Source organism: Streptomyces sp. NPDC087215 (genome assembly GCF_044744885.1).
Classification (GTDB): Bacteria; Actinomycetota; Actinomycetes; order Streptomycetales; family Streptomycetaceae; genus Streptomyces.
Window position 1 is genome coordinate 56,583 of sequence record NZ_JBIUZD010000005.1, and the last position, 24,450, is coordinate 81,032.

At 72.7% G+C, this 24,450-nt stretch carries 20 protein-coding genes and 1 riboswitch; of the genes, 7 read left to right on the forward strand and 13 right to left on the reverse strand.

Annotated features, from left to right (window positions below; genetic code table 11):
• Positions 1–24 precede the first annotated feature (24 nt).
• From ACIO92_RS15650 to ACIO92_RS15700, 11 genes are all read right to left on the reverse strand, one after another.
• Positions 25–1,188: a cysteine desulfurase family protein gene (locus ACIO92_RS15650; protein ID WP_366442182.1), complete on the reverse strand. Its 1,164-nt coding sequence runs from the start codon at positions 1,186–1,188 to the stop codon at positions 25–27.
• Between the two features lie 446 nt (positions 1,189–1,634).
• Positions 1,635–2,540 (reverse strand): thioesterase family protein, encoded by a 906-nt coding sequence (locus tag ACIO92_RS15655; RefSeq protein ID WP_366442183.1) that lies wholly within the window; start codon positions 2,538–2,540, stop codon positions 1,635–1,637.
• Positions 2,541–2,566: 26 nt separating this feature from the next.
• Complete coding sequence (locus ACIO92_RS15660) at positions 2,567–3,241, reverse strand: trimeric intracellular cation channel family protein (RefSeq protein WP_366442184.1); 675 nt, start codon at positions 3,239–3,241, stop codon at positions 2,567–2,569.
• Positions 3,242–4,286: 1,045 nt separating this feature from the next.
• A complete protein-coding gene (locus tag ACIO92_RS15665) occupies positions 4,287–5,612 on the reverse strand; it encodes an ABC transporter ATP-binding protein (protein WP_402281814.1) in 1,326 nt (441 codons plus the stop codon).
• Entirely contained in the window at positions 5,609–6,712 is a 1,104-nt protein-coding gene (locus ACIO92_RS15670) for an ABC transporter ATP-binding protein (RefSeq protein WP_366442186.1), read from the reverse strand. Before ACIO92_RS15670 ends, ACIO92_RS15665 begins: the two co-directional genes overlap by 4 nt.
• Entirely contained in the window at positions 6,709–7,707 is a 999-nt protein-coding gene (locus ACIO92_RS15675) for an ABC transporter permease (protein WP_366442187.1), read from the reverse strand. The genes ACIO92_RS15670 and ACIO92_RS15675 overlap by 4 nt, the downstream gene beginning before the upstream one ends.
• A gap of 114 nt (positions 7,708–7,821) precedes the next feature.
• Entirely contained in the window at positions 7,822–9,594 is a 1,773-nt protein-coding gene (locus ACIO92_RS15680) for an ABC transporter substrate-binding protein (RefSeq protein WP_366442188.1), read from the reverse strand.
• 110 nt (positions 9,595–9,704) lie between these two features.
• A complete protein-coding gene (locus tag ACIO92_RS15685; protein WP_366442189.1) occupies positions 9,705–10,700 on the reverse strand; it encodes an ABC transporter permease in 996 nt (331 codons plus the stop codon).
• 364 nt (positions 10,701–11,064) lie between these two features.
• The gene (locus tag ACIO92_RS15690; protein ID WP_366442190.1) at positions 11,065–11,856 is read right to left on the reverse strand and encodes an enhanced serine sensitivity protein SseB C-terminal domain-containing protein; all 792 of its coding nucleotides are present in this window, start codon (positions 11,854–11,856) and stop codon (positions 11,065–11,067) included.
• 139 nt (positions 11,857–11,995) lie between these two features.
• The gene (locus ACIO92_RS15695; RefSeq protein WP_402057898.1) at positions 11,996–12,736 is read right to left on the reverse strand and encodes an enhanced serine sensitivity protein SseB; all 741 of its coding nucleotides are present in this window, start codon (positions 12,734–12,736) and stop codon (positions 11,996–11,998) included.
• 360 nt (positions 12,737–13,096) lie between these two features.
• On the reverse strand, positions 13,097–13,756 hold the full coding sequence (locus ACIO92_RS15700; protein ID WP_366442192.1) for an AAA family ATPase: 660 nt from the start codon (positions 13,754–13,756) through the stop codon (positions 13,097–13,099).
• A gap of 170 nt (positions 13,757–13,926) precedes the next feature.
• A riboswitch (glycine riboswitch) is annotated at positions 13,927–14,024 on the forward strand.
• Between the two features lie 172 nt (positions 14,025–14,196).
• Here ACIO92_RS15700 and gcvT point away from each other — a divergent pair.
• The 5 genes from gcvT (at position 14,197) to ACIO92_RS15725 (ending at position 20,394) form a co-directional block, all read left to right on the forward strand.
• Positions 14,197–15,330, forward strand: coding sequence for a glycine cleavage system aminomethyltransferase GcvT (gene gcvT / locus ACIO92_RS15705; RefSeq protein WP_401237056.1), 1,134 nt, complete (start codon positions 14,197–14,199; stop codon positions 15,328–15,330).
• Between the two features lie 77 nt (positions 15,331–15,407).
• The gene (gene gcvH / locus ACIO92_RS15710) at positions 15,408–15,788 is read left to right on the forward strand and encodes a glycine cleavage system protein GcvH (protein ID WP_351788512.1); all 381 of its coding nucleotides are present in this window, start codon (positions 15,408–15,410) and stop codon (positions 15,786–15,788) included.
• Between the two features lie 32 nt (positions 15,789–15,820).
• Positions 15,821–17,089: a serine hydroxymethyltransferase gene (gene glyA / locus ACIO92_RS15715; RefSeq protein WP_366442194.1), complete on the forward strand. Its 1,269-nt coding sequence runs from the start codon at positions 15,821–15,823 to the stop codon at positions 17,087–17,089.
• 156 nt (positions 17,090–17,245) lie between these two features.
• Positions 17,246–18,616 (forward strand): L-serine ammonia-lyase, encoded by a 1,371-nt coding sequence (locus tag ACIO92_RS15720; protein WP_366442195.1) that lies wholly within the window; start codon positions 17,246–17,248, stop codon positions 18,614–18,616.
• A gap of 440 nt (positions 18,617–19,056) precedes the next feature.
• Complete coding sequence (locus ACIO92_RS15725) at positions 19,057–20,394, forward strand: cell surface protein (protein WP_402281809.1); 1,338 nt, start codon at positions 19,057–19,059, stop codon at positions 20,392–20,394.
• Between the two features lie 154 nt (positions 20,395–20,548).
• Here the strand turns inward: ACIO92_RS15725 and ACIO92_RS15730 are convergent, their stop codons facing one another.
• On the reverse strand, positions 20,549–20,788 hold the full coding sequence (locus ACIO92_RS15730) for a hypothetical protein (RefSeq protein ID WP_366442197.1): 240 nt from the start codon (positions 20,786–20,788) through the stop codon (positions 20,549–20,551).
• Positions 20,789–21,045: 257 nt separating this feature from the next.
• Positions 21,046–22,272 (reverse strand): FAD-dependent monooxygenase, encoded by a 1,227-nt coding sequence (locus ACIO92_RS15735; protein WP_366442198.1) that lies wholly within the window; start codon positions 22,270–22,272, stop codon positions 21,046–21,048.
• 315 nt (positions 22,273–22,587) lie between these two features.
• On the opposite strand from ACIO92_RS15735, the gene ACIO92_RS15740 reads away from it, so the two are divergent.
• Both ACIO92_RS15740 and ACIO92_RS15745 read left to right on the forward strand, forming a co-directional pair.
• Positions 22,588–23,577, forward strand: a complete 990-nt coding sequence (locus tag ACIO92_RS15740) for an ABC transporter ATP-binding protein (protein ID WP_402281806.1) — start codon at positions 22,588–22,590, stop codon at positions 23,575–23,577.
• On the forward strand, positions 23,574–24,404 hold the full coding sequence (locus tag ACIO92_RS15745) for an ABC transporter permease (protein ID WP_366442200.1): 831 nt from the start codon (positions 23,574–23,576) through the stop codon (positions 24,402–24,404). The genes ACIO92_RS15740 and ACIO92_RS15745 overlap by 4 nt, the downstream gene beginning before the upstream one ends.
• The last annotated feature ends 46 nt before the right edge of the window (positions 24,405–24,450 follow it).

Consider the following 24,450-nt stretch of genomic DNA (forward strand, 5'->3'; position numbering starts at 1 on the left):
GGGCGGGGCGGGCGGCCCGAGGGCTCAGGTGAGGCCCGCCGTGCGCGCCCTCTCCACGGCAGGGCCGATCGCCTCCGCGACGGCCGCGACGTCCTCCTTCGTGGAGGTGTGGCCGAGCGAGAAGCGCAGGGTGCCCCGGGCCAGGTCCGGGTCGGTGCCGGTGGCCAGCAGGACGTGGCTGGGCTGGGCGATCCCGGCGGTGCAGGCGGAGCCGGTGGAGCAGGCGATGCCCGCCGCGTCGAGCAGCAGCAGCAGCGAGTCGCCCTCGCAGCCGGGGAAGGTGAAGTGGGCGTTGGCGGGGAGCCGGTCGACCGGGTCGCCGCCGAGGACCGCGTCGGGCACGACCGTCCGGACGGCGGTCACCAGCTCGTCGCGGAGCGCCCCGACCTCTCGGGCGAACTCCTCGCGCCGCCCGGTGGCGAGCCGCGCGGCGACGGCGAAGGCGGCGACGGCGGGCACGTCGAGGGTGCCGGAGCGGACGTGCCGCTCCTGGCCGCCGCCGTGCAGTACGGGTACGGGGGTGTGCTCGCGGCCCAGGAGCAGGGCGCCGATGCCGTAGGGGCCGCCGATCTTGTGGCCGGAGACGGTCATCGCGGCGAGGCCCGAGGCGGCGAAGTCGACCTCGACCTGGCCGACGGCCTGGACGGCGTCGGCGTGCAGCGGGACGCCGAACTCGGCAGCGACGTCGGCGAGGGCCCGGACCGGCATGACCGTGCCGATCTCGTTGTTCGCCCACATGACGGTGACGAGGGCGACGGACCCGGGGTCGCGGGCGAGGGCCTCGCGCAGGGCCTCGGGGTGGACCCGGCCGTGGCGGTCCACCGGCAGGTACTCGACCTCGGCGCCCTCGTGGGCGGCGAGCCAGTCGACGGCGTCGAGCACGGCGTGGTGCTCGACGGGGCTGGCGAGGACGCGGGTGCGGCGCGGGTCGGCGGCGCGGCGGGACCAGTAGAGGCCCTTCACGGCGAGGTTGTCGGCCTCGGTGCCGCCGGAGGTCAGGACGACCTCGCTGGGCCGTGCGCCGAGCGCGGCGGCCAGGGTCTCCCGCCCCTCCTCGACGGTCCGCCGGGCGCGTCGGCCGGCGGCGTGCAGGGAGGAGGCGTTGCCGGTGACGGCGAGGTGGGCGGTCATCGCCTCGATCGCCTCGGGGAGCATCGGCGTGGTCGCGGCGTGGTCGAGGTAAGCCATGGTGGACCGATTCTACGAGCCCCCGCCCGCGCTCCCGGAGGGTGGCCGGTTTACGCCGCCGCCCGGTCCAGGAAGGGTGGCCGGTTCTCGTCGTCGGGCGGGGCGGCACCCGGGCGGCCCGGGGGTGGCGGGCCGCCCGGGTGCCGCTTCGGCGCGGACGCCGCGGGCCGGGCCGCACGGGCTTCCGCTTCCGGGGGTCCGGGTGCCGGGCGCCCGGTGCCGCCGCCCGTGGGAGCCTTCCGTTTCGAGGCCTCGACGCGCTGGCCCCTCTGGCTCGCGAAGGTTCCGGCGAAATGGTTCCGTGTCCGGTGGGGACGCGCCCGGTCCCGGCTCACGGCGCCCTCCGCTTCCGGGTCCGGTACGGCCCCGGTGGTCCGGGGCGGGCGGGGGCGGTGTCGCCCTCCGGTCCCGGTGCCGCCCGGTCCCCGCCCTCCCGGGCCGTCCGGTCAGCCCCGGGGCGCGCGGGCCAGTTGGCGGGACTGGGCCACCAGGCGGTCCGCACTGTCCCAGACCTCGGCGTCCTCCTCCAGGAAGCCGCCCGCCAGGTTGCGCGTCGTGATGGAGACCCGCAGCGGGCCGGGGGCCGGGCGGCAGCGGACGTGCGCGGTCAGTTCGACCGTGGGCGTCCAGCCCTTGAGGCCCAGTTCGAAGGAGGTCGGCGGCAGCGCGTCGACCGTCAGGAGCAGCGACAGCGGGTCGGGCCCGTGGCCGTCCGCCAGACCGAACCAGGCCCGCATCTCGCCCTTGCCGGACGGTGCGCCGACCGCCCAGCCGACGCAGGACGGGTCGAGCCGGATGTCCAGCCGCTCCGTGATCGCGGAGGAGCCGGGGATCTGCGGGGCGGGGCCGTCGGAGGCGCCGAAGCAGTTCTCGATCGGTGCCATCCGAGGCGGGGTGGCGGTGGTGCGGACGTCGTCCGGGAGCGCGTCCAGGTCGCCGTAGGAGGCGAGGACGCGGATGCGCTCGACCTCGGTGCCGTCCTCGGCGTACTGGAAGAGGGACGCCTGCCCGGTGGAGAGCGTCCGGCCGGTGCGGACCGTCTCGGTCCGGATCACCGCGGGGCCCGGCACGGACGGCGTCAGGTAGTGCGCCGAGATCGTGAACGGGTCCGGGTGCGGGAGGTGGTCGCCGAGCGCCCGGCCGAGCAGGGCCAGCAGATAGCCGCCGTTCACCGCGTGGATGATCGTCCAGCCCGCGGAGAGGTGCGCGTCGTAGACACCGGGCTCGCGGAGGGCGACGGCGGTGTCGCGGTCGAACTCGCTCCGCGCGGTGGCGGTCCCGCCGTCGGCATCGGTGTCGGCGCCCGTCGCCACGGTCGTCCCGGTGGCGCTCGTCTCGGTCCTCGTGGTCATGCGTCCGACGGTACCCCAGCCCACTACTAAGCGGTAGCTTTTTCTGGTTCCTCGCGGGCGGAGGAACGCCGGTTCCAGGCCCGGGGCGCGCGCCAGTGGTAGCGCATCGCGAGCAGCCGCAGGGTGAACGCGGTGAGGACCGCCGTCCCGGTGGTGAAGGCGTTGAGGGCGTCGAAGCGGATGAAGAGGACCACCATCCCGGCTCCGACCATGGCCGGGACGGCGTACAGGTCCCGGTCCCAGCGCAGCAGCGACGGCACCTCGTTCGCGAGCATGTCCCGCAGCACGCCGCCGCCGACGCCGGTCGCCAGGCCGAGCGCCGCCGAGGCGGTGAGCCCGAGCCCGTAGTCGTACGCCTTCATCGTCCCGGTCACGCAGAAGAGGCCGAGGCCCGCCGCGTCGAAGACGTTGACCGCGATCTGGGTGCGCTCGACCTCCGGGTGCAGGAAGAAGACGAGCACCACCGCGACCAGCGGCATCAGGAAGTAGCCGAGGTCGGTGAAGGCGGCCGGGGGTACGGCGCCGATCACCAGGTCGCGGAAGAGGCCGCCGCCGAGGGCGGTGGCCTCGGCGAGGACGGCGATGCCGAAGACGTCGAAGTTCTTCCGGACGGCGAGCAGGGCGCCGGAGATCGCGAAGACGAAGATCCCGACGAGATCGAGCGTGTGTTGGACGGAGGGGGTGAACAGGTCGTGGAGCACCGGCCAATTGTGCCGGTTGTTCCCGTGGGGGCCGTACGGGACGCCCCGGGGCGCCCGGAGCCCCCGCCCCGGCGCCACCCGGTCGGGGACCGGGCGGGACGCCGTGAGCGCCCGGAGCCCGGCGGGGCGTCCGCCGGGGCGCTGACCGGGCGGCCCCCTGACGAGGCGCGGGGCTCTCACCGGGCGGCGGGCCCGGGTGGGCGCCCGCAGGCGCGGCACGGGCCCCGGCGGGGGTCCGCACGCGTGGCGGGGCCTCTCACCGGGCGGCCGGGCCCGGGTGGGGGTCCGCGCCTGTGGCACGGGCCCGGCGGGGGGCCGCGCGTGTGGCACCGGGCCCGGTGGGCGCCCGCAGGCGCGGCACGGGCCCCGGCGGGGGTCCGCGCGCGTGGCGGGGCCTCTCACCGGGCGGCCGGGCCCGGGTGGGGGTCCGCGCCTGTGGCACGGGCCCGGCGGGGGGCCGCGCGTGTGGCACGGGTTGTGCCTCGCCCCGCCGGGACGGGCATCGCGGGCGTACGGGGTCCGGCGCGGGCTCCGGTCGGGCGGGTCCCGGTGGGGCCTCGCGGGCCCCGCATGGCCTTCGGCCCGTTCTGGCGGGGGCGGAGCCGGTGCCGGGACAGGACCCGGCACCGGCTCCGCCTCGTCCCCGCCGGGACGCGATCCACGCGGGTGCGCGAGGTCCGGCGTGCCGTCCCACCGGGCACGGTCCCGGTGGGACGGCACGCACGAACACGAGGACCCGGCACTGGACCCGCGCCCGCCGGGACGGAACCCACGCCGGTACGGCGTCCCACCGGGCACGGACCCGGTGGGACCCCCGCACGGACGGGAGAGCCCGGTACCGCCGGGACCGGAACCCACGCCTGCGCGGTCCTCGTCCGGACGCGGGCCAGGTGGACCTCGCGGACGTGCGGACCGGCACGGGCCCGCCTCGGCCCCGCCGGGGCGGGCCGCCCCTCGCCGCCTCCGTCCTGGCGCGGCCGCGGCGAAGGCCCCCGGGCGCGCGGAAGCCCCCGGCACCTCGTGGTGCCGGGGGCCTCGCCGTGCGTCAGGCCTCGGAGCCGCCGTCGGCGCCCTCGGGCGTGTCGGTGCTCCCGGCGCCCTTCGGGCCCCCGGGCTTCCCCGTGTTCTCGGCAGCCTCGGTGGTCTCGGCGGCCTCGTCAGCCGTAGACGCACCAGAAGCCTCAGCGACCTCTGCCGTCTCCACGGACCCCACGGACTCCACCGACTCCACCGACTCGGGAGTCTCAGAGGTCTCCACCGCCTCAGCGGTGGACCCGGCCGCCTCGGGTGTCTCCCCCGCCCCGGCCGCTTCGGCGGCCCCCGTCTCCGGGGGCCTCGTGATCTCGACCGACCGGCGGGCCGCCGGGACCGTCAGGACCTCCGTGTTCTCCGGGTGGTGGCAGGCGACCCGCTGTCCCGGGCGGAGCTCCACCAGCGGCGGTTCCTGCGTCCTGCACAGGTCCGTCGCCTTCCAGCAGCGGGTGTGGAAGCGGCAGCCCGGCGGCGGGGAGATCGGGGACGGGACGTCACCGGTGAGCAGGATGCGGTCGCTCTTGACGCCCCGGCGGCGCGGGTCCGGGATCGGCACCGCGGACATCAGGGCCCGGGTGTAGGGGTGCATCGGGTTCTCGTACAGCGACTTGCGGTCCGCCAGCTCGACGATCTTGCCGAGGTACATCACCGCGATGCGGTCCGAGACGTGCCGGACGACGGACAGGTCGTGGGCGATGAAGACGTACGTCAGGCCCAGCTCGTCCTGGAGGTCGTCCAGGAGGTTGACCACCTGCGCCTGGATGGAGACGTCGAGCGCGGAGACCGGCTCGTCCGCGACGACCAGCTTCGGCTTGAGCGCGAGCGCGCGGGCGATGCCGATGCGCTGGCGCTGGCCGCCGGAGAACTCGTGCGGGTAGCGGTTGTAGTGCTCCGGGTTGAGGCCCACCAGGCCGAGCAGCCGCTGGACCTCCTTCCGCACCCCGCCCTCGGGCTCCACGCCCTGGAGCCGGAAGGGCGCCGAGACGATCGTGCCGACCGTGTGGCGCGGGTTCAGCGAGCCGTACGGGTCCTGGAAGATCATCTGGACGTCCCGGCGCAGCGGACGCATCTTCGCCACCCCGAGGTGGGAGACGTCCGTGCCCTGGAACTCGATCGTGCCGCCGGTCGGTTCGAGGAGCCGGGTGATGAGCCGGCCCATCGTCGACTTGCCGCAGCCGGACTCGCCGACCACGCCGAGGGTCTCACCGGGGTAGACCTCGAAGTCGAGTCCGTCGACCGCCTTGACCGCGCCGGACTGGCGCTGGAGCAGGCCCTTGCGGATGGGGAAGTGCTTCTGCAGGCCGGTGACCTTGAGCAGGGGTTCCGTCGTCTCGCTCACAGCTTCGGCGCAATCTCTTCGGTCCAGATGCGGGTGCGCTCCTCCTGCGGCATGTGGCAGGCGGAGTGGTGGCGCTCGCCGACGAGGGCCAGCTCGGGCCGCTGGGTGCGCGTGATGCCGCCCTCGGGGACGTCCGCGTACGGGCAGCGCGGGTTGAAGGCGCAGCCGCTCGGGATGTTGATGAGGCTGGGCGGGTTGCCCTTGACCGGGATGAGCCGCTCGGTCTGGTCCCGGTCGATCCTCGGCATCGAGCCGAGCAGACCCCAGGTGTAGGGGTGCTGCGGTTCGTAGAAGACCTGCTCGGCCGGGCCTCGTTCGACGCAGCGCCCGCCGTACATGACGAGGATGTCGTCGGCGAGTTCGGCGACGACGCCGAGGTCGTGGGTGATGATGACGACCGCGGAGCCGAACTCCTTCTGGAGGTCCCGCATCAGGTCGAGGATCTGCGCCTGCACGGTCACGTCGAGGGCCGTGGTCGGCTCGTCCGCGATGAGGAGTTCGGGGTTGTTGACGAGCGCCATGGCGATCATCGCGCGCTGGCGCATCCCGCCGGAGAACTCGTGCGGGTAGTTCTCGAACCGCTTGGCGGGCTCGGGGATGCCGACCCGGTCGAGGAGTTCGACGGCCCGCTTGCGCGCCGTCTTCTTGTCGACGTCGTGGTGGACCCGGTACGCCTCCACGATCTGCGCGCCGACCGTGTAGTACGGGTGCATCGCCGACAGCGGATCCTGGAAGATCATGGCCATCTCGCGGCCGCGCAGCCGTCTGACCTCGTCCGGGTCGGCGGAGAGCAGCTCGCGCCCGTTGAGCCAGATCTCGCCGGAGATCCTGGCCTTCTGGCGGCCGTACTGGCCGACGGTGTGCAGGCCCATGATGCCGAGCGAGGTGACCGACTTGCCGGAGCCGGACTCGCCCACGATGCCGAGGGTCCTGCCCTTCTCCAGCTGGAAGGAGAGGCCGTCGACCGATTTGACGAGGCCGTCGTCGGTCGGGAAGTGGATCTTCAGGTCGCGCACGTCGAGGAAGGCGTCGGAGGGGGCGGCCCCGGTGCGGACGGGTTCGCCCACCGCCGCCCCGGTCTTCGTCGGCTGGTCCGTCATGCGAGCCTCACTCGGGGGTCGATCACCGCGTACAGAAGGTCCACCACGAGGTTGGCGAGGACCACGGAGGCGGCCGTGATGAGGGTGACCGCGAGGATCACCGGCAGGTCGCGGTCGCCGACCGCCTTGAAGGCGGCGTTCCCGAGCCCCGACAGGTTGAACGCGGTCTCGGTGAGGACCGCGCCGCCGACGAGGGCTCCGAGGTCCATGCCGAAGATGGTCAGGATGGGGGTCATGGTGGAGCGCATCGCGTGCTTGCCGAGCACGACCGGCTCCGGGAGGCCCTTGGCGCGCGCGGTGCGGATGTAGTCCTCGCCGAGGACCTCCAGCATGGTGGCCCGGGTGAGCCGCGCGTACATCGCCGCGTACAGGAAGGCGAGCGTGACCCAGGGCAGCAGCAGACCGCCGAACCACGCGCCCGGGGACTCGGTGAACGGGACGTACTTGGCGTCCAGCCAGTCGAGCTGGGTGCGGAAGAGGAACAGCGCCAGCATGGCGGTGAAGTAGATGGGGAGCGAGACACCGGCGAGCGCCGTGACCATCGCGGCCCGGTCGATCAGGGTGCCGCGCTTGAGCGCGGAGACGATGCCGGTGGAGACGCCCATGACGAGCCAGAGCACGGCCGCGCCGAGGACCATGGAGAGGGTGACCGGGATGCGGTCGACCAGCATGGCCCAGACGTCCTGCTCCGTCTTGAAGGAGTAGCCGAAGCACGGGGCCGCGCAGTGGATGGTGTCGCCACCGCCCGTGTAGTCGCGGCCGACGAAGATGCCGGAGACGAAGTGCCAGAACTGCACCAGGATCGGCTCGTCCAGGCCCAGCTTCTGCCGGATGCCCTCGATGGAGGCCGGGTCCGCCTGCTTGCCGACGAACATCGCGGCAGGGTCGCTGCCGGTCAGCTTGGGAATGAGGAAGAAGATGCTGAGCGTCACGAGCGTGACGACGAGCAGCATCACGGCGACCGCGAAGAGTCGCCGGACTATGTATGCAAGCATGCGGTCGGCCGGTCGGCGGCCGGGAGACCCTCTCGGGTCTCCCGGCCGCCGCCCTCGGCCATCACCTGCCCTTCGGACCTGGCGGCGGGTGGTGCGCCGGCGAAGCGGGTCGGATTACTTGACGACGCCGAGCGACGCGTAGTCGTAGCGGCCGTTGTAGGCGTCGGCCGTGTAGACGTTGGTCAGGCGGGAGCCGCGCCAGATGATGTTCTTCTCGTGGGTGAAGGGCAGGTAGACCGCGGCCTCCGAGACCTTCGTGTTGATCTGCTGGTAGAGCTCGCCGGCCTTGCTGGGGTCGGTCTCCTTCAGCGCCTGGTCGAACAGTCCGTTGATGGACTTGTCGTTCAGCTCGGAGAAGTTGTTGTTGCCGCTCTGCAGGATGAAGCGGCCGTCGACCAGCGGCTGGAGGAAGCCCTGGCCGGTCGGGAAGTCGGCGCCCCAGCCCATGATGATGATGCCGTAGCCCTTCTCCTTGACCACCTTCGGCGAACCGATGATGCCGGAGGTCTGGGCGCCGTCGAACTGGTCGATCTGGGCGTCGATGCCGACGGCCTTCAGCGACTGCTGGAGGGACTCGGCGGTGGCGATCTCGATCGGCTTGTTGTTGCGGACCGCGATGGTGGTCTTGAAGCCGTTCGGCTGGCCGCACTTCTTGAGCGCGTCCTTGGCCTTGGTGAGGTCCGGGGCGCCCGCGAGCTTGCCGTACGGGTCGGCCTTCGGGTCCGCGCCCTTGATCGCCGGGGGCAGCATGTTGGCGGCGATGTCGCCACCGGCCTGCGGGCCGCCGCGGGCGGTCTGGAGGGACTTCGAGTCGGCCGCGTAGATGATGGCCTTGCGGCACTCGATGTCGGGGATGACCGTCTGCGGGAAGACCGCGTAACGGATGAAGCCCGTCTGCGGGTTGTCGACGTTGCCCTTGTTCTGCTGGAGCACCTTCTGGCGGGCGGCGGCACCGACGCCGGTGGCGTTGATGTCGAGGTCGTACTCGCCCTCGATCAGACGGTTGTCCATGTCGTCGGCGTTCGTGGTGAACGTGACGCTGATCTTGTCCGGGAGCGCCTTGCGGACGGTGTCCGTCTTGGCGTCCCACTTGTCGTTGCGGATCAGCTTGATCGACTTGTTGGGGGTGTACGAGTCCCACTTGTACGGGCCGGAGGAGAAGGGCTTCAGGCCGTACTTGGACTTGGTGTCCTTGTCCTGGCGGACCGGCGAGGCGGCGGGCATGGCCAGCATCTGCAGGAAGTCGCCGTTGGCGACCGGCAGCTTGAAGATGATGGTCTTGTCGTCCGGGGTCTCGATGGCCTTCAGGCCGAGCTTGTCCGCGGTGGTGTCCTTGTAGGGACCCTTGTACTCGCCCTTGGGGTCGAGGGCCTGCTGGAGGTAGATCGGGCCGCCGGAGATGACGTCCTGCGCCCAGATGCGCTCGATGCCGTACTTGATGTCCTTGGAGGTGATCGGCTTGCCGTCCTCCCAGGTCACCCCGTCCTTCAGCGTGAAGGTGTAGGTGAGGCCGTCGGCCGAGACCTTGCCCGCGTCGGTGGCGAGGTCCGGGACCAGCTCGGTGGAGGCGGCGCCCGGCTCGGCCTTGAAGGTGACGAGCTGGCGGGTGTAGTAGCGGGCGAAGTCCCACACGAAGCCGTAGTAGCCGCGCTGCGGGTCCCAGCTGTCGGCCTCCTGCGAGCCGATGAACTTCAGCTCGCCGCCCTTCTTGTCGGAGGCGTTGAGGACCTTGTTGACTCCGCCGTTGAAGGCGAGGCCCCCCTTGCCGCTGTCATCGCCGCCGCTCTTGCCGCCGCCACCGCCGCAGGCGGTGGTGACGACCATCGTGGCCGCCGCGAGCAGCGCGCCCGCGGCGATTCTGCGCCTCTGAGAACTCAGCAGGGTCATGGGTCTCGCAACCTCCGGGATAGTGGCGGCCGACAGCAGCGGTCCGCCGAGGGTGGATCAGCCTCCTGTCGCCAGCGGCAGGGGCGGTCTTGCGGGTCGTCGGCGAAGGGTCAGCGGGAGCCCTTCGGGTCGAGCGCGTCACGCACGCCGTCGCCGAAGAGGTTGAACGCCAGGACGGTGATGAAGATCGCGAGGCCGGGGATCACCATGAACAGGGGGTCCGATTCATAGGTGTTGACGGCCTTGGAGAGCATCTGCCCCCAGGAGGCGGTGGGGGGCTTGACCCCGGCGCCGAGGAAGCTGAGCGCGGCTTCGGTGAGGATGTTGGTGGGGATCATGAGGGTCGCGTAGACCGTGATCGGGGCGACCAGGTTGGGCAGCAGCTCCTTGCGGAGGATGTAGAGGCGGCCCGCCCCCAGGCTGCGGGCGGCCTCCACGTACTCGCGTTCGCGCAGCGAGAGGGTCTGGCCTCGGACGATCCGGCCGACGTACGGCCAGCCGAAGAAGCCGATGACGACGACGAGGGCGCCGATCCGCACGCCCGAACCCTCGATGCCGAGCAGTTCGTTGGGGAGGACCGAGACCAGGGCGATCGTGAAGAGCAGCTGCGGGAAGGCGAGCATCACGTCCATGACGCGGCTGAGCACGGCGTCGACCCAGCCGCCGAAGTAGCCGGCGACGATGCCGAGGACGGTGCCGAGGGCCACCGCGAAGACCGCGGCGAGGAAGGCGACGAGCAGCGAGATCCGGGCGCCGTAGACGATGCGGCTGAAGACGTCGCGGCCGTTGACCGGCTCGACCCCGAGGAGGAAGTCGGAGCTCATGCCGCCCCAGGCGCCGGTCGGGGTGCCGAAGAGCGGGTCGATCTGGTCCTCGTGGAACTCGTCGGGCGGGTGGCCGAGGAGGCCGACGATGAGCGGGGCGAAGACCGCCACCAGGACGAGGAAGACGACGACGAAGGCGCCCGCGAGGGCGAGCTTGTCGCGCTTGAGACGGGTCCAGGCGATCTTCCAGGGCGAACGCCCCTCGATGGCCTTGGCTTCGGGCGGGGCATCGACGGCGGCGGCCGGCTCGCCCGCACTCGTCTCGCGCAGTGGTGCCGTCATCGTGGTGAGGACCCCTCTCGGCCGCCGGTAGCCGGCCCTTGCCCGCCGCGGGTGGCGGCTCGGTGGAACAACCTGCTGGGCATGGGCTCGGAAGGAAGCCGAACGCCCGGTGTTCCGGGGAGTCTTCAACGCGCTCGGGATCACCCGCCAGCCCTGACGGGCAATGTTTGCTCAAACGTGATGCGGTGCTGCGACTTCCGTTATCCGGACGTCAGGATCATCTGAGCGGACCATCTCGGGGCCTCTTCGCCCCAATCGGGCATGTCGGCTCAACTATGCTTTCAGCTGGCGTAATTGGGGCGAAAGAAGGCCTCCGGAGCGAACTCCGGAGGCCGGTGGGGCGGGACGCGTCGCGTGGTGCGTCTCAGTATCCGGACGGCGCCGGGGGCGGGTAGCCGTATCCGTGGACGGGGGCGGGGCCCTGGCCCGCGTGGGCCTCGCGGTCGTAGAAGGGGCGTCCGTTCGCCCGCAGCCAGAGCGCCACCGGGTCGTACGCGTCGGAGAGCGCGACCGTGGAGACGGGCAGCCCCTCGGGCACGGTGCCGATCGACTGGCGCATCATCGCGCGGACCGTGTCGACGGCGGCGGCCGAACCGTCGTACAGATCGAGACCGATGACGAGGTACGGGGAGCCGAGCGCGGGCTGCACCCAGCCCCGGCGCAGTGCCCGGACGGCCGGGGTGCGGTGGGCGTTCTGGGTGAGCTGGGCGTAGAACTGCGGGATCTCCAGGGTGGGTTCGGCGATCCGGAGCGGCCCGGCGGGCATCCGGTCGAGTCCGGTGGCGATCCGGCGCAGATCGGCCCAGGGGATGCCGACGCCGCCGCCGGGGGCGTGCGGATTCAGCCAGACTCCCCAGCGGTCGGGGTAGAGGGCGCGGGCGATCTCCCGGCCGGTGACGAGCTCGTGGGCGCGGTGCCAGCCGGAGGCGGCCAGCTCCCGGTCGGAGGTGACGCAGGGCGCGTAGCCGTGGCCGTCCACCTCCATGTTCCCGTACTGGGCGTCGGCCGATCCCGGCGTGCCGTGCCAGAGCAGTATCCGCAGCTCGCCGTCGGCGAGGGCGTGCAGCAGCTGCTCGTACGCGTCGTAGCGTCCGGGTGCCACCTGGCGCAGCATGTGCTCGATCTGTTCGGCCGAGGCGGTGCCTGACGCGCTCACCCTGGTTCCCGCCCCTCTTCCGTCACCACGTCGGTCGTGCGTATGTCCTGCGGCCGTCCCCGGCGCGCGGAGGACGGCTGTGCGAAGTCCGGCCGCGCGAAGTCCGGCCGTGAGAAGTTCAGCTTAAACAGCCCGTGCGTCACACGGCGGCGCGCTGGTAGAAGGGGCGGACCCGCTCCAGCATCCAGTCGCCGACCGGGTCCTGCGCCATGTCGAGCAGGATGAGGTTGACCGGCCAGGCCACCTCGACCCGGCCGAGGGCGCGGCCGAGGGCGTCCAGGGGCGCGTTGCGGTCGACGCCGTCCCAGCCGGCGAGCTGGACGCCCACGAAGAGGGCGGGTTCGGTGCCCTCGACGCTGGCGAGGGCGCGGCGGGCGGAGACGACGACCCCGGTGGCCTCGAACTCGGCGGAGGCGGCGGAGAGGAAGTCGACTGGGTCGTCCTGCCAGTCGGGCTCGAAGAGGCGGACGCGGCCGCCCGAGGCGGGGCCGTCGAGCGGGGTGCGGCCCGTCCGGCAGAGTTCGGCGACGGCGGGCGGGGGAAGCGGGACGCCGACGGTGCCGCCGGGGTTCACCGCGATGCCGAGCTGCGGGGGCAGGCCCCGGGCGAACTCGCGGGCGGGGGCGACGGTGAAGGACATGTGGCCGCCGACGCAGGCGAGGAACTGCTGTTCGGAGCTGAAGACGGGGACGTAGGCCGCGCCGTCGATCTCCAGGGTGGGCAGGTCGAGGTCGGCGCTCTCCGGGCTGCCGCCGTTGGGCAGCGGCACCCAGACGGGGCTGCGGCCGAGGACCTCGACCAGGCGGGCTCCGGCCCCGGGATTGCCGAGTGAGGCGGCAAGGGCCTCTTCGAGCTCGTTGCCCGGCCACGTCACGTCCACGGTCCCGTTTTCCCCTTCTCGCCCGGCTCCGCCGTGCCGGCGGGCCCGCCAGCACCCTAACGCCGCCCTTGTCGCGCCGTGGCCCAAAGGGTACGGAACGTGGGAACGGCGGGACACGGGCGACGGCCGGAGGGGCCCGGGGACGGGCCCTGGGGACGGGCCCGCTGGGGCGGGGACGGCGGACGGACGGACCCGGGGTGCAGGGCCGGGTCACAGGCCCGGGGCACGAGCCGGAGCCGGAGGCCACGGCCGAGCCGCACCCCGGGAACGGGCCGGTCCGACACCGGCACGGCACAGCACGGCACGGCACGGCACCGGCACCGGCCCCCCGGAGGCGCCCCCGGGAAACGCGGGCAGTCCTCAGACGGCCTCCCCGAAGCCGATCCTCCGGAGCGCGTCGGCGGCGTCCCGGTCGAGCAGGGTCACGGAGGCGCAGCCGTGCGGGAGGCGGCCGGACTCGGCGGAGGTGACGAGCCGGGTGACGGCCCGCCGGTGCCGGGCGAAGGCGTACGAGGAGACGCCCCGGCCCCGGTCGCGCTGTCCGGCGCGGGCGGTGTCGGGGGTGACGTCGAGGAGGACGAGGTGGAGGGCGCGGCCCCGGCGGCGGGCCTCGCGGGCGAGCCAGCCGCGCACCCAGGACTGGGTGCCGCAGTCGTGGACGATCACCCCGTCGCCGGAGCGCAGGGCGGCGCGGAGTCCCGCGTAGTGCGCGAGGCGGACCAGCGGGCGGTAGACGGCGTACGGCAGCAGGCGGGGCATCCTGGCCTCCCAGCGCTCGCGGGTGTCCTGGGAGTCGATGCCGCTGCCCTCCGCGGCGCGCTTCATGAGGGTGGACTTACCGCTGCCGGGCAGCCCGGAGACGACGACGAGGTCGCCCGCCGCGAAGGTGAGGGCGCGGGGGCCGCGGCCGCCGCGCTCGCGCAGGTCCCGCAGGAGCCGGCCCCTCCGGGTCCGGGCGCGGGCCCGCTGTGACGGTATTCCGGTACTCGGAGCGTATGCGCCGGTGTGCTGGAACCTCATCGCTTCTCCCCCCTGCCGGGTCTCAGGGAGACCCTTGCCCAAGAAGTGTAAAGAACTGGTAATGAGGCACAAGCGATTTGCCGCGCCGGGCCCGCGTGCAATGATGTGCCCGCCGGGCGGGCCGTCGCCCCACAGCGCACCGCCGCCCGTACAACCGCATACCGGCCGTTCGAATCCGCGCGGGAGAGTTCCGGACGCCTCGGCGTCCGGGCGCCGAAGGAGCAAGACCCTCCCTTGAATCTCTCAGGCCCCGTACCGCGTGGATGAGGCAGATCTGAAAAGCGGGACACCCTGCCGTGTCCCCACCCAAGGTGCAAGCCGATCTCTCGGTGACGAGATGCTCTCGGTGAACCTCTCAGGTTCCATGACAGATGGGGAGGACGTCCTCGCCGTCATGTGTTTCGTCACCTATCACGCCCTTGGGACCCGGGAGCCACCCCATGACCTCTGCCCCCCGCCTGACCGCCCTCGATGCCCTGCATCGTTCGCTGGGCGCGACCATGACCGACTTCGCGGGCTGGGACATGCCGCTGCGCTACGGCAGTGAGCGCGAGGAGCACCTCGCGGTCCGCACCAGGGCCGGTCTGTTCGACCTCTCCCACATGGGCGAGATCACCGTCACGGGTCCGCAGGCCGTGGAGCTCCTCGACCACGCCCTGGTCGGCAACATCTCCACGGTGGGCGTCGGGCGTGCCCGGTACACGATGATCTGCCAGGAGGACGGCGGCATCCTCGACGACCTGATCGTCTACCGCCTCGGCTCGGCCGAGGCCCCCGAGTACATGGTCGTCGCCAACGCCTCCAACGCCCAGATCGTGCTCGACGCGCTGGTGGAGCGCTCGGCGGGCTTCGACGCCGAGGTGCGCGACGACCGCGACGCGTACGCCCTGCTGGCGGTCCAGGGCCCGGAGTCCCCCGGCATCCTGAAGGCGCTCACCGACGCCGACCTGGACGGGCTGAAGTACTACGCGGGGCTGCCCGGCACGGTCGCGGGCGTGCCCGCGCTGATCGCCCGTACCGGCTACACCGGCGAGGACGGCTTCGAGCTGTTCCTGAAGCCGGAGCACGCCGAGGGCGTGTGGCGGGCGCTGACCGAGGCGGGCGCCCCGGTCGGGCTGATCCCCTGCGGTCTGTCCTGCCGTGACACGCTCCGCCTGGAGGCGGGTATGCCGCTGTACGGCCACGAGCTGACCACCTCCCTGACCCCCTTCGACGCGGGGCTCGGCCGGGTCGTGAAGTTCGAGAAGACCAGCAACGAGGGCCGCTTCGTCGGCCGTGAGGCGCTGGAGAAGGCCGCCGAGCGCGCCGGTACCACCCCGCCGCGCAAGCTCGTCGGGCTGATCGCCGAGGGCCGCCGGGTCCCGCGCGCCGGTTTCTCCGTCGTCAAGGACGGCGTGGTGATCGGCGAGGTCACCTCCGGCGCCCCGTCCCCGACGCTCGGCAAGCCGATCGCGATGGCGTACGTCGACGCGGCGCACGCCACGCCCGGGACCGAGGGCGTCGGTGTGGACGTCCGCGGCGCCCACGAGCCGTACGAGGTCGTGGCGCTGCCCTTCTACAAGCGCCAGAAGTGACGCGTCCGTCTCACTTCTCGTCTCACCCCGCAAGACCCACGTTCATCAGCACTCCCCCGATCCAGGAGAATCAGGCCATGAGCAACCCCCAGCAGCTGCGTTACACCAAGGAGCACGAGTGGCTGTCGGACGCCGTGGACGGCGTCGCGACCGTCGGCATCACCGAGTTCGCCGCCAACGCGCTCGGTGACGTCGTCTACGCCCAGCTTCCCGCTGTCGGCGACACCGTCACCGCGGGCGAGACCTGCGGCGAGCTGGAGTCGACGAAGTCGGTCAGCGACCTGTACTCCCCCGTGACGGGCGAGATCGTCGAGTCCAACCAGGACGTGGTGGACGACCCGTCCCTGGTGAACACGGCTCCGTTCGAGGGTGGCTGGCTGTTCAAGGTGCGTGTCGAGGGCGAGCCGGACGAGCTGCTCACCGCCGACGCGTACGCCGCGTTCTCCGCCGGGAACTGAAGACCGGGCCCGAGACCCTTAGGGATCGATTCATGTCGCTTCTGAACACTCCCCTCCACGAGCTGGACCCGGACGTCGCCGCAGCCGTCGACGCCGAGCTCCGCCGTCAGCAGTCCACCCTCGAGATGATCGCCTCGGAGAACTTCGCTCCGGTCGCCGTCATGGAGGCGCAGGGCTCCGTCCTCACCAACAAGTACGCCGAGGGCTACCCGGGCCGCCGTTACTACGGTGGCTGCGAGCACGTCGACGTCACCGAGCAGATCGCGATCGACCGGGTCAAGGACCTGTTCGGTGCCGAGTACGCCAATGTGCAGCCGCACTCCGGCGCCTCCGCGAACCAGGCCGCCCTCTTCGCGATCGCCCAGCCCGGGGACACGATCCTCGGCCTGGACCTGGCGCACGGCGGTCACCTGACCCACGGGATGCGCCTGAACTTCTCCGGCAAGCAGTTCGACGTGGTCGCGTACCACGTCGACGAGGCCGGTCTGGTCGACATGGCCGAGGTCGAGCGCCTCGCCAAGGAGCACCGCCCGAAGGTGATCATCGCGGGCTGGTCCGCCTACCCGCGCCAGCTGGACTTCGCCGAGTTCCGCCGGATCGCCGACGAGGTCGAGGCCTACCTGTGGGTCGACATGGCCCACTTCGCGGGCCTGGTCGCCGCCGGTCTGCACCCGAACCCGGTGCCGTACGCGGACGTGGTGACCTCCACCACCCACAAGACGCTCGGCGGCCCGCGCGGCGGCATCATCCTGGCGAAGAAGGCGTTCGCCAAGAAGCTGAACTCCTCGGTCTTCCCCGGTTTCCAGGGCGGCCCGCTGGAGCACGTCATCGCGGCCAAGGCCGTCTCCTTCAAGGTCGCGGCCACGGAGGAGTTCAAGGAGCGCCAGCAGCGCACCGTGGACGGCGCCCGCGCCCTGGCCGAGCGCCTGGTCCAGGACGACGTCACCGAGCACGGCGTCTCCGTGCTGTCCGGCGGCACGGACGTGCACCTGGTCCTGGTGGACCTGCGCAACTCCGAGCTCGACGGCCAGCAGGCCGAGGACCGTCTCCACGAGGTCGGCATCACGGTCAACCGCAACGCCGTCCCGAACGACCCGCGCCCGCCGATGGTCACCTCCGGTCTGCGCATCGGCACGCCCGCGCTCGCCACCCGAGGCTTCGGCGCCGAGGACTTCACCGAGGTCGCCGACATCATCGCGGAGTCCCTGAAGCCCGGCTTCGACGGCGAGAAGGCCGAGGCCCTCAAGGCCCGGGTGACCGCCCTGGCGGACAAGCACCCGCTGTACCCCGGCCTGAAGTAGTTTCGTACCCTTTCGTTCGTACGAATCTTCGGGGCACCGCGCACACTGGACCGTGAGCGCGGTGCCCCACTCCATGTCCCCGTACGCCCCTCTTTCCCGCGCTTCTCTGCTCCACCCCGGCAGACAACGGCGTCTAGCCCCCCAAGGAGTCCTTCCGTGGCCATCTCGGTCTTCGACCTGTTCTCGATCGGCATCGGCCCGTCGAGCTCCCACACGGTGGGGCCGATGCGCGCGGCCCGGATGTTCGCCCGCCGCCTGAAGAACGAGGGCCTGCTCTCCCACACCGCCTCCGTACGGGCCGAGCTGTACGGCTCCCTCGGCGCGACCGGCCACGGCCACGGCACCCCCAAGGCCGTCCTCCTCGGTCTGGAGGGCAACTCGCCGCGCACCGTCGACGTCGAGCACGCCGACGAGGAGTTCGAACGGATCAAGAAGAGCGGCCGGATCAACCTGCTCGGCGCGCACGAGGTCCCCTTCGACTTCGACGCCGACCTGATCCTGCACCGGCGCAAGGCACTGCCGTACCACGCCAACGGGATGACGGTCTTCGCGTACGACTCCGAGGGCGGCCCCGTCCTGGAGAAGACGTACTACTCGGTCGGCGGCGGCTTCGTCGTCGACGAGGACGCGGTCGCGGGCGAGAACCCGATCATCCCCGACGACACCCATCTGAAGTACCCCTTCCGCACCGGCGACGAGCTGCTCCGGCTCGCCAAGGAGACGGGCCTGTCGATCTCCTCCCTGATGCTGGAGAACGAGAAGGCCTGGCGCACCGAGGACGAGATCCGCGCGGGCCTCCTGGAGATCTGGGGGGTCATGCAGTCCTGCGTCTCGCGCGGCATGGCCCGCGAGGGCATCCTGCCCGGCGGCCTGAAGGTCCGCAGGCGCGCCGCGAACTCGGCCCGCAAGCTGCGCACCGAGGGGAACCCGGCGGCGCACGCGATGGAGTGGATCACCCTCTACGCGATGGCCGTGAACGAGGAGAACGCGGCGGGCGGCCGGGTGGTCACCGCCCCGACGAACGGCGCGGCCGGGATCATCCCCTCCGTCCTGCACTACTACACGAACTTCGTGCCCGGCGCCGACGACGACGGCATCGTCCGCTTCCTGCTCGCGGCGGGCGCGATCGGGATGCTCTTCAAGGAGAACGCCTCCATCTCCGGCGCCGAGGTCGGCTGCCAGGGCGAGGTCGGCTCGGCCTGCTCGATGGCGGCGGGCGCCCTCGCGGAGGTCCTCGGCGGCTCTCCCGAGCAGGTGGAGAACGCGGCCGAGATCGGCATGGAGCACAACCTGGGCCTGACGTGCGACCCGGTCGGCGGCCTGGTGCAGATCCCGTGCATCGAGCGCAACGGCATGGCGGCGGTCAAGGCGGTCACGGCGGCGAAGATGTCGATGCGCGGCGACGGCAGCCACCTGGTCTCCCTCGACAAGGTCATCAAGACCATGAAGGAGACGGGCGCGGACATGAGCGTCAAGTACAAGGAGACCGCGCGCGGCGGGCTCGCGGTGAACATCATCGAGTGCTGAGGTTCCCTCTCGGGCGGCCCCGGTAGGCGGGGTTCCGCCGCGGGCCCCGGTCGGCGTTCCCGGTTCTTCCGGTGCCGGGCGGGGCCTTTCGCGTGGCGGAGGTTCGGCGGTCGGGGGCGGTCGCCGGGTGTTCGAATGGGTTCCGGCCAGGAGGCGTGTGGCCGGTTCGCGTGCTTGTCCGGGGCGGGGGTCCCTCGCATCCTGTCCCAGGTGCACCGGACGCCCGCCTCCGGGGTCTCGCGGGCCGTCGTCCGGTGTCCGTGCGCGTCCCGGGCGGGCGCTCCCCGTGGTCGTGGGCGGGGCCGGGCCGATGCCGATCCGCCCGCGCCGTCCGCGCGTGGCCCGATGGGGAGGAACCTCTCATGCGCTCGTCGATCACCTCCGGCGTCCGAAGAGCCCTGGGCCGCGGGGTTCCCGCGGCCGGTGCCTGCGCTCTGCTCGTGACCACTCTCACCACCGGTGCCTCGCCCGCCGTGGCCGCCGGGAGCCCGGCCGCCGCGCCGTCCGGCGGGGCCTTCGCGTACGTCGCGGACTTCGGCGACGACACGGTCTCCGTGATCGACACCGGCACCGGCACCGTCACGGCGACGGTCGCCGTCGGGGACGGTCCCCGGGGCGTGGCCGCGTCCCCGGACGGCGCCCGCGTCTACGTGACGAACGCGAACGCGGACTCCGTCTCGGTGATCAGCGCCGCCACCCGGTCGGTCATCGCCACGATCGGCGTGGGGGACAGCCCCAAGGGCATCGCCGTCTCCCCCGACGGCTCCCGCGCCTACGCCGTCGACAGCGGCTCCGGCACCGTCTCGGTGATCGACACCGCGAGCGGCACGGTGACCGGGACCATCGGTGTCGGCAGCGACCCGCAGAGCGTCGCCGTCACCCCCGACGGCACCGGCGCCTACGTCACCAACTACGCCTCCCAGTCCGTCTCGGTGATCGACACCGCGAGCGGCACGGTGACCGCGACCATCGGCCTCAGCGGCTTCCCCCAGGACATCGCCGTCACCCCCGACGGCACCCGCGCCTACGTCACCCGCCCGTACTCGGACTCCGTCGCGGTGATCGGTACGGGCACCGGCACCGTCACCGCCTCCCTCACCGTTCCCGGTCTCCCCTACGGCGTCGCCGTCTCCCCGGACGGCACCCGCGCCTACGTCACCCGGAACCAGACCGGCGCCGTCTCCACGATCGACACCGCCACCGGCGCCCTCACCTCCACCACCACCGTGGGGAACAACCCCGTCGACGTGGCGGTCTCCCCCGACGGCACCCTCGCCTACACCGCCGACAACGGCTCCGCCACCGCGTCCGCGATCGACACCGCCACCGGCACCGCCACCGGCGTTCCCGTGGGCGCGAACCCCAACGCTGTCGTGATCACCGGGGAGCCGGGCGCCGACCTCCGGGTGCGGCTGGCCGCCACCCCCGTACCCGGCCTCCTCAACGGCCGTATCGACTACACCCTCACCCTGACCAACAACGGCCCCGGCACGCTCGCCTCCGCCACCGTCGAGGCCACCCTGCCCGTCCGCACCGGCGCCACCGGCCCCGACTGCGCGCTCGCCGCGGGCCGGGCCGTCTGCGCCGTCGGCGAGCTGGCTCCCGGGGCCAGCACCACCCGTCACCTCTCGGTCCCCGTCGCCCTCCTCAGCCTCGGCACCCCCTACAAGGTCACCGCGACCCGCGTGACCAGCAGCCCCGCCGACCCCGCCCCGGCCAACGACTCCGCGTCCCGCGTCTGCACCGCGGTCACCAGCCTGATCATCAGCTGCGCCTGAGAGGACATGTCGTGAAGGCACCGGCCCCCCGGGACCGGGCACGACGAAGGAGACCGCGCGAGGCGGTCTCCCGGTGGACGTCGATCGACGGACGAGGGCCCCGTGCCCCCGTGCGGCGCCCGGCCCCGGAGCGATCCGGGGCCGGGCGCCCCCGTCAGGGGCGGACCCAGAGGACGTAGACGTCCGGGCGGGGCGGGCCGAAGGACTCGCAGAAGAAGAGCACGCCCCAGATGGGCCTGCCCGCGACGCCGGCCGCCTGGCACTCGGCGTACGAGGAGTGGTGGCTGCGGGCGTAGAAGCCGGGGCCCGCGGCCTCGGCGGTGCCCACGGTGCCGAGCGAGAGGGCTCCGGCGGTGGCCGCGGTGGCGAGCGCGGCCGCGATGCGACGGTACATGGCATGTCCTCCTGAAACGCCGGGATGCCCCGGCGGGATGCGTGACGATGCGATGTGGTGCGTGCGTTGCGTGGAGTTCCGGCTGCGCAGCCGGGACGAACGTACCGTCACGGACAGGGACACACAATAGGTCTAGGCCAATCACCGGGGGGCGGTGAGCACACCGGGAGCGGCACCACTCCCGACCGCACCGGGAGCGGCACCCTTCCGGAAGGCGGCCGTCACACCGGGAGCGGCACCCTTCCCGAAAGCGGCCGTCACACCGGGAGCGGCACCACGCTCCGGCCCGTCTCGTGCGCGTACAGCGTCGCCCGGTCGCGCAGCGCCGCGTGCACCGCCATCCCGGCGTCCCTGCGCCGCTGCGCCGGACCGTCCGGCAGGTGCAGGATGCCCGCGTTGCCCCGCGAACCGCGCTGGATCTCCGCCGTGCGCGGGATCCGCAGCGCCTGGTAGCGGTCCAGCCGCGCCCCGGTCGTCGCCGCCCCGGGACCCGCCAGACAGGCCGCCAGGTCCATCGCGTCCTCCACCGCCTGGTTCGCGCCCTGCGCCATGAACGGCAGCATCGGGTGCGCCGCGTCACCGAGGAGCGTCATCCGCCGGGAGGACCACACGTCCAGCGGCGGACGGTCGTGCAGCGCCCACTGGAGGGTCGACTCCACCGCGCCGACGACGTCCGCGACCAGGCCCGTCCAGCCGCCGAACACCCGCCGCAGCTCCTCCGGGTCACCCTTCACCGACCAGGACTCGCCCGGCGAGGCGGCCATCGGCACGGTCGCCGCGAAGCTCAGGTACTCCCCCGCCGCGACCGGATAGCACACGAAGTGCCCGCCCGGACCGAGCCAGAGGCGCACCAGAGGCGCGCGGGCCGCGTCCGGCAGCCGGTCCACCGGGACCAGGCCCCGGTAGATGCCGAGCCCGGCGAACTCCGGGGCGTCGCGCCGGAACGCCTCACGGACCGTGGAGTGGATGCCGTCGGCGCCGACGACCAGGTCCGCCCCCCGGACCGTGCCGTCCTCGAAGGTCAGCCGGACGCCGTCGGGGCCCTCCGGGGTCTCCCGCGCCTCGCTCAGCCGCTCGCCGAGCCTGAGGCTGCCCGCGTCGACCAGCGAGAGCAGGGCGTCGTGGAGGTGCGCCCGGTGCACCGTGTAGTAAGGGGCCCCGAACATCCGCTCGCACTCCGCGCCCAGCGGCGTCCGGGCGATCGGGCGCCCGCTCCAGCCCCGTACCTCCATGGCGTCGATCGCCACGGCCCGCTCGCGCAGCAGCCGGCCGAGACCGAGCCGCAGCAGCGGCCGTACCGCGTTGGGCGAGAGCTGGACGCCCGCGCCCACCTCCGCGAGCCGCCGCGTCTGCTCGTACACCGTGTACGGAACACCCAGGGAGGAGAGCGCACCGGCCAGCGTCAGGCCGCCGATGCCGGCGCCGACCACCGAGACGTGCGGCCGCTCCTCCGTCCCCCACTCGTCCAGATCCCCGAACCGCACCTTTGAGACCGCCTTCCGCGTCGCTGCCGTGTCGGCACCTCAGGCGTCGCCGGGCGCGGTGCCCCGCCGCCCGGCCGTCCGCCGCATCCCGAGCATGGGCGGCCCCGGAGGCCTCCGGCAACGCGGGTCACGGCCCGCGCTGACAACTGTCGCGGCTTCCATGACGTCCGTCACCGCCACCCCCGCGCGCCCGTCCGGAGCCCCCGCCCCGCGCCTAACGTCGAGGCCGCGCCCCGGAGTCCGTCCGCGGGCGGCGACCCCACGAGTCCCACCACCACACCGGGAGCACACAGTGACACGAGCCGAGGGACCGCGGTGACCGCCGCGGTGGCCGTGGAAGGCCTGCAGAAGCGGTACGGCGACCACGAGGCCGTGCGCGGCGTCGACTTCACCGTCGCCGAGGGCGAGATCTTCGCCCTGCTCGGGCCGAACGGCGCGGGCAAGACCACCACCCTGGAGATCCTGGAGGGCTTCCGCGACCGCGACGGCGGACGCGTCGAGGTCCTCGGGCGCGACCCCGGCGTCAAGGCCGACGGGCAGTGGCTGCGCGGCCAGGTCGGGCTGGTCCTCCAGGACATCGCCGTCGAGCCGTACCTGTCGGTGCGCGAGACCGTGGCCCGCAACGCCGGGTACTACCCGGACCCGCGGAACGTCGACGAACTCCTCGACCTCGTCGGCCTGCACGAGAAGAAGGGCGCCAAGGTCAAGGACCTGTCCGGCGGCCAGAAGCGCCGTCTCGACCTGGCGCTCGGCGTCGTCGGCAGGCCGAAGCTGCTGTTCCTGGACGAGCCGACCACCGGCTTCGACCCGAACGCCCGGCGCGGCGCCTGGGAGGTCGTGCGCAACCTGCGCGACGACGGCACGACCATCGTCCTCACCACCCACTACATGGACGAGGCACAGGCCCTCGCCGACTCGGTCGTGGTCATCGCCGAGGGCCGGATCGTGGCCTCGGGCACGCCGGACACCCTCGGCGGGCGGGACAGCGCCAGGACCCGCGTCCGGTTCGCGCTGCCGCCGGGCGCCGCGCTCGCCGACGTACCGCTGGCCGTGAGCGACGTCGAGGACGGCCTGGTCACGGCCGAGACGACCGAACCGACGGCGGCGCTGCACCGGCTGACCGGCTGGGCGCTCGACCGGGGCACCCCGCTGGACCGGCTGACCGTCGAACAGCCCACCCTCGAAGACGTCTATCTGAGCCTGACCAGCGAGTACGTACAGCAGGAAGCCTCCTCGCCGTCGTCCGACCGGGAGTACCGGGCGCCCGCGGGACGAGGCCGCCGACCCGGACGGAGCCGCTCATGACCACCCTGATCCCCCCGACCGCCGACACCGCCCCGGCGGCCACCGCGCGCCGCGCCGAGGCCCCCCGCGAGCGGAGCGCACTGGCCCTGCTCGGCCATCAGATCCGATACGAGCAGCTGTCGTTCTGGCGCAATCCGCAGTCGATGGTGTTCACCTTCGTGCTGCCGATCGTCATCATCGGCATCTTCGGGGCCGTGTTCAGCGGCAGCCAGGGCGAGGACTTCTTCTTCGGCCTGACCGGGATGCAGTACTACACGCCGGTGATCGCCGCCGTGTCCGTCCTCGGCGCCTGTTACGGCCAGTTGGCGATCGTGCTCGCGATGCGCCGCCAGACCGGGGTCCTCAAGCGGCTGCACGCCACCCCGCTGCCCGCCTGGGTGTACTTCGCGGGCCTGCTGGTGCACTGCGTCGTCGTCAGCGTCGTGGACGTCGCCCTCGTCTTCGGCATCGGCGCGCTGTACGGCGTGGAGCTGCCCACCAACTGGGGCGCGGTGCTGCTCACCCTGGTGCTCGGCGCGGCCAGCTTCTGCGCGCTCGGCGTCGGCGTGGCCTCGCTGATCAAGAACTCCGAGGCGGCCCCGGCCGTCGTGCAGTTCATCCAGTTCCCGCTGGTCTTCATCTCGGGCAGCTACTTCCCGATCCACGCGGAGTTCCTCAACACCATCGCGGGCCTGCTGCCCGTGAAGCCGTTCAACGACGCCATGCTGGCGCTGTTCGTCGAGGGCTCCGGCTTCCAGTGGAAGGACCTCGCGGTCCTCGCCGCCTGGGGTGTCGTCGGCGCCCTGATCGCCGTCCGCAGCTTCCGCTGGGACCCGCGCCCCGAGTAGTACGGGGGCGTCACGAGCACCACGAAAAGGCCCGGCCGGGGAACCG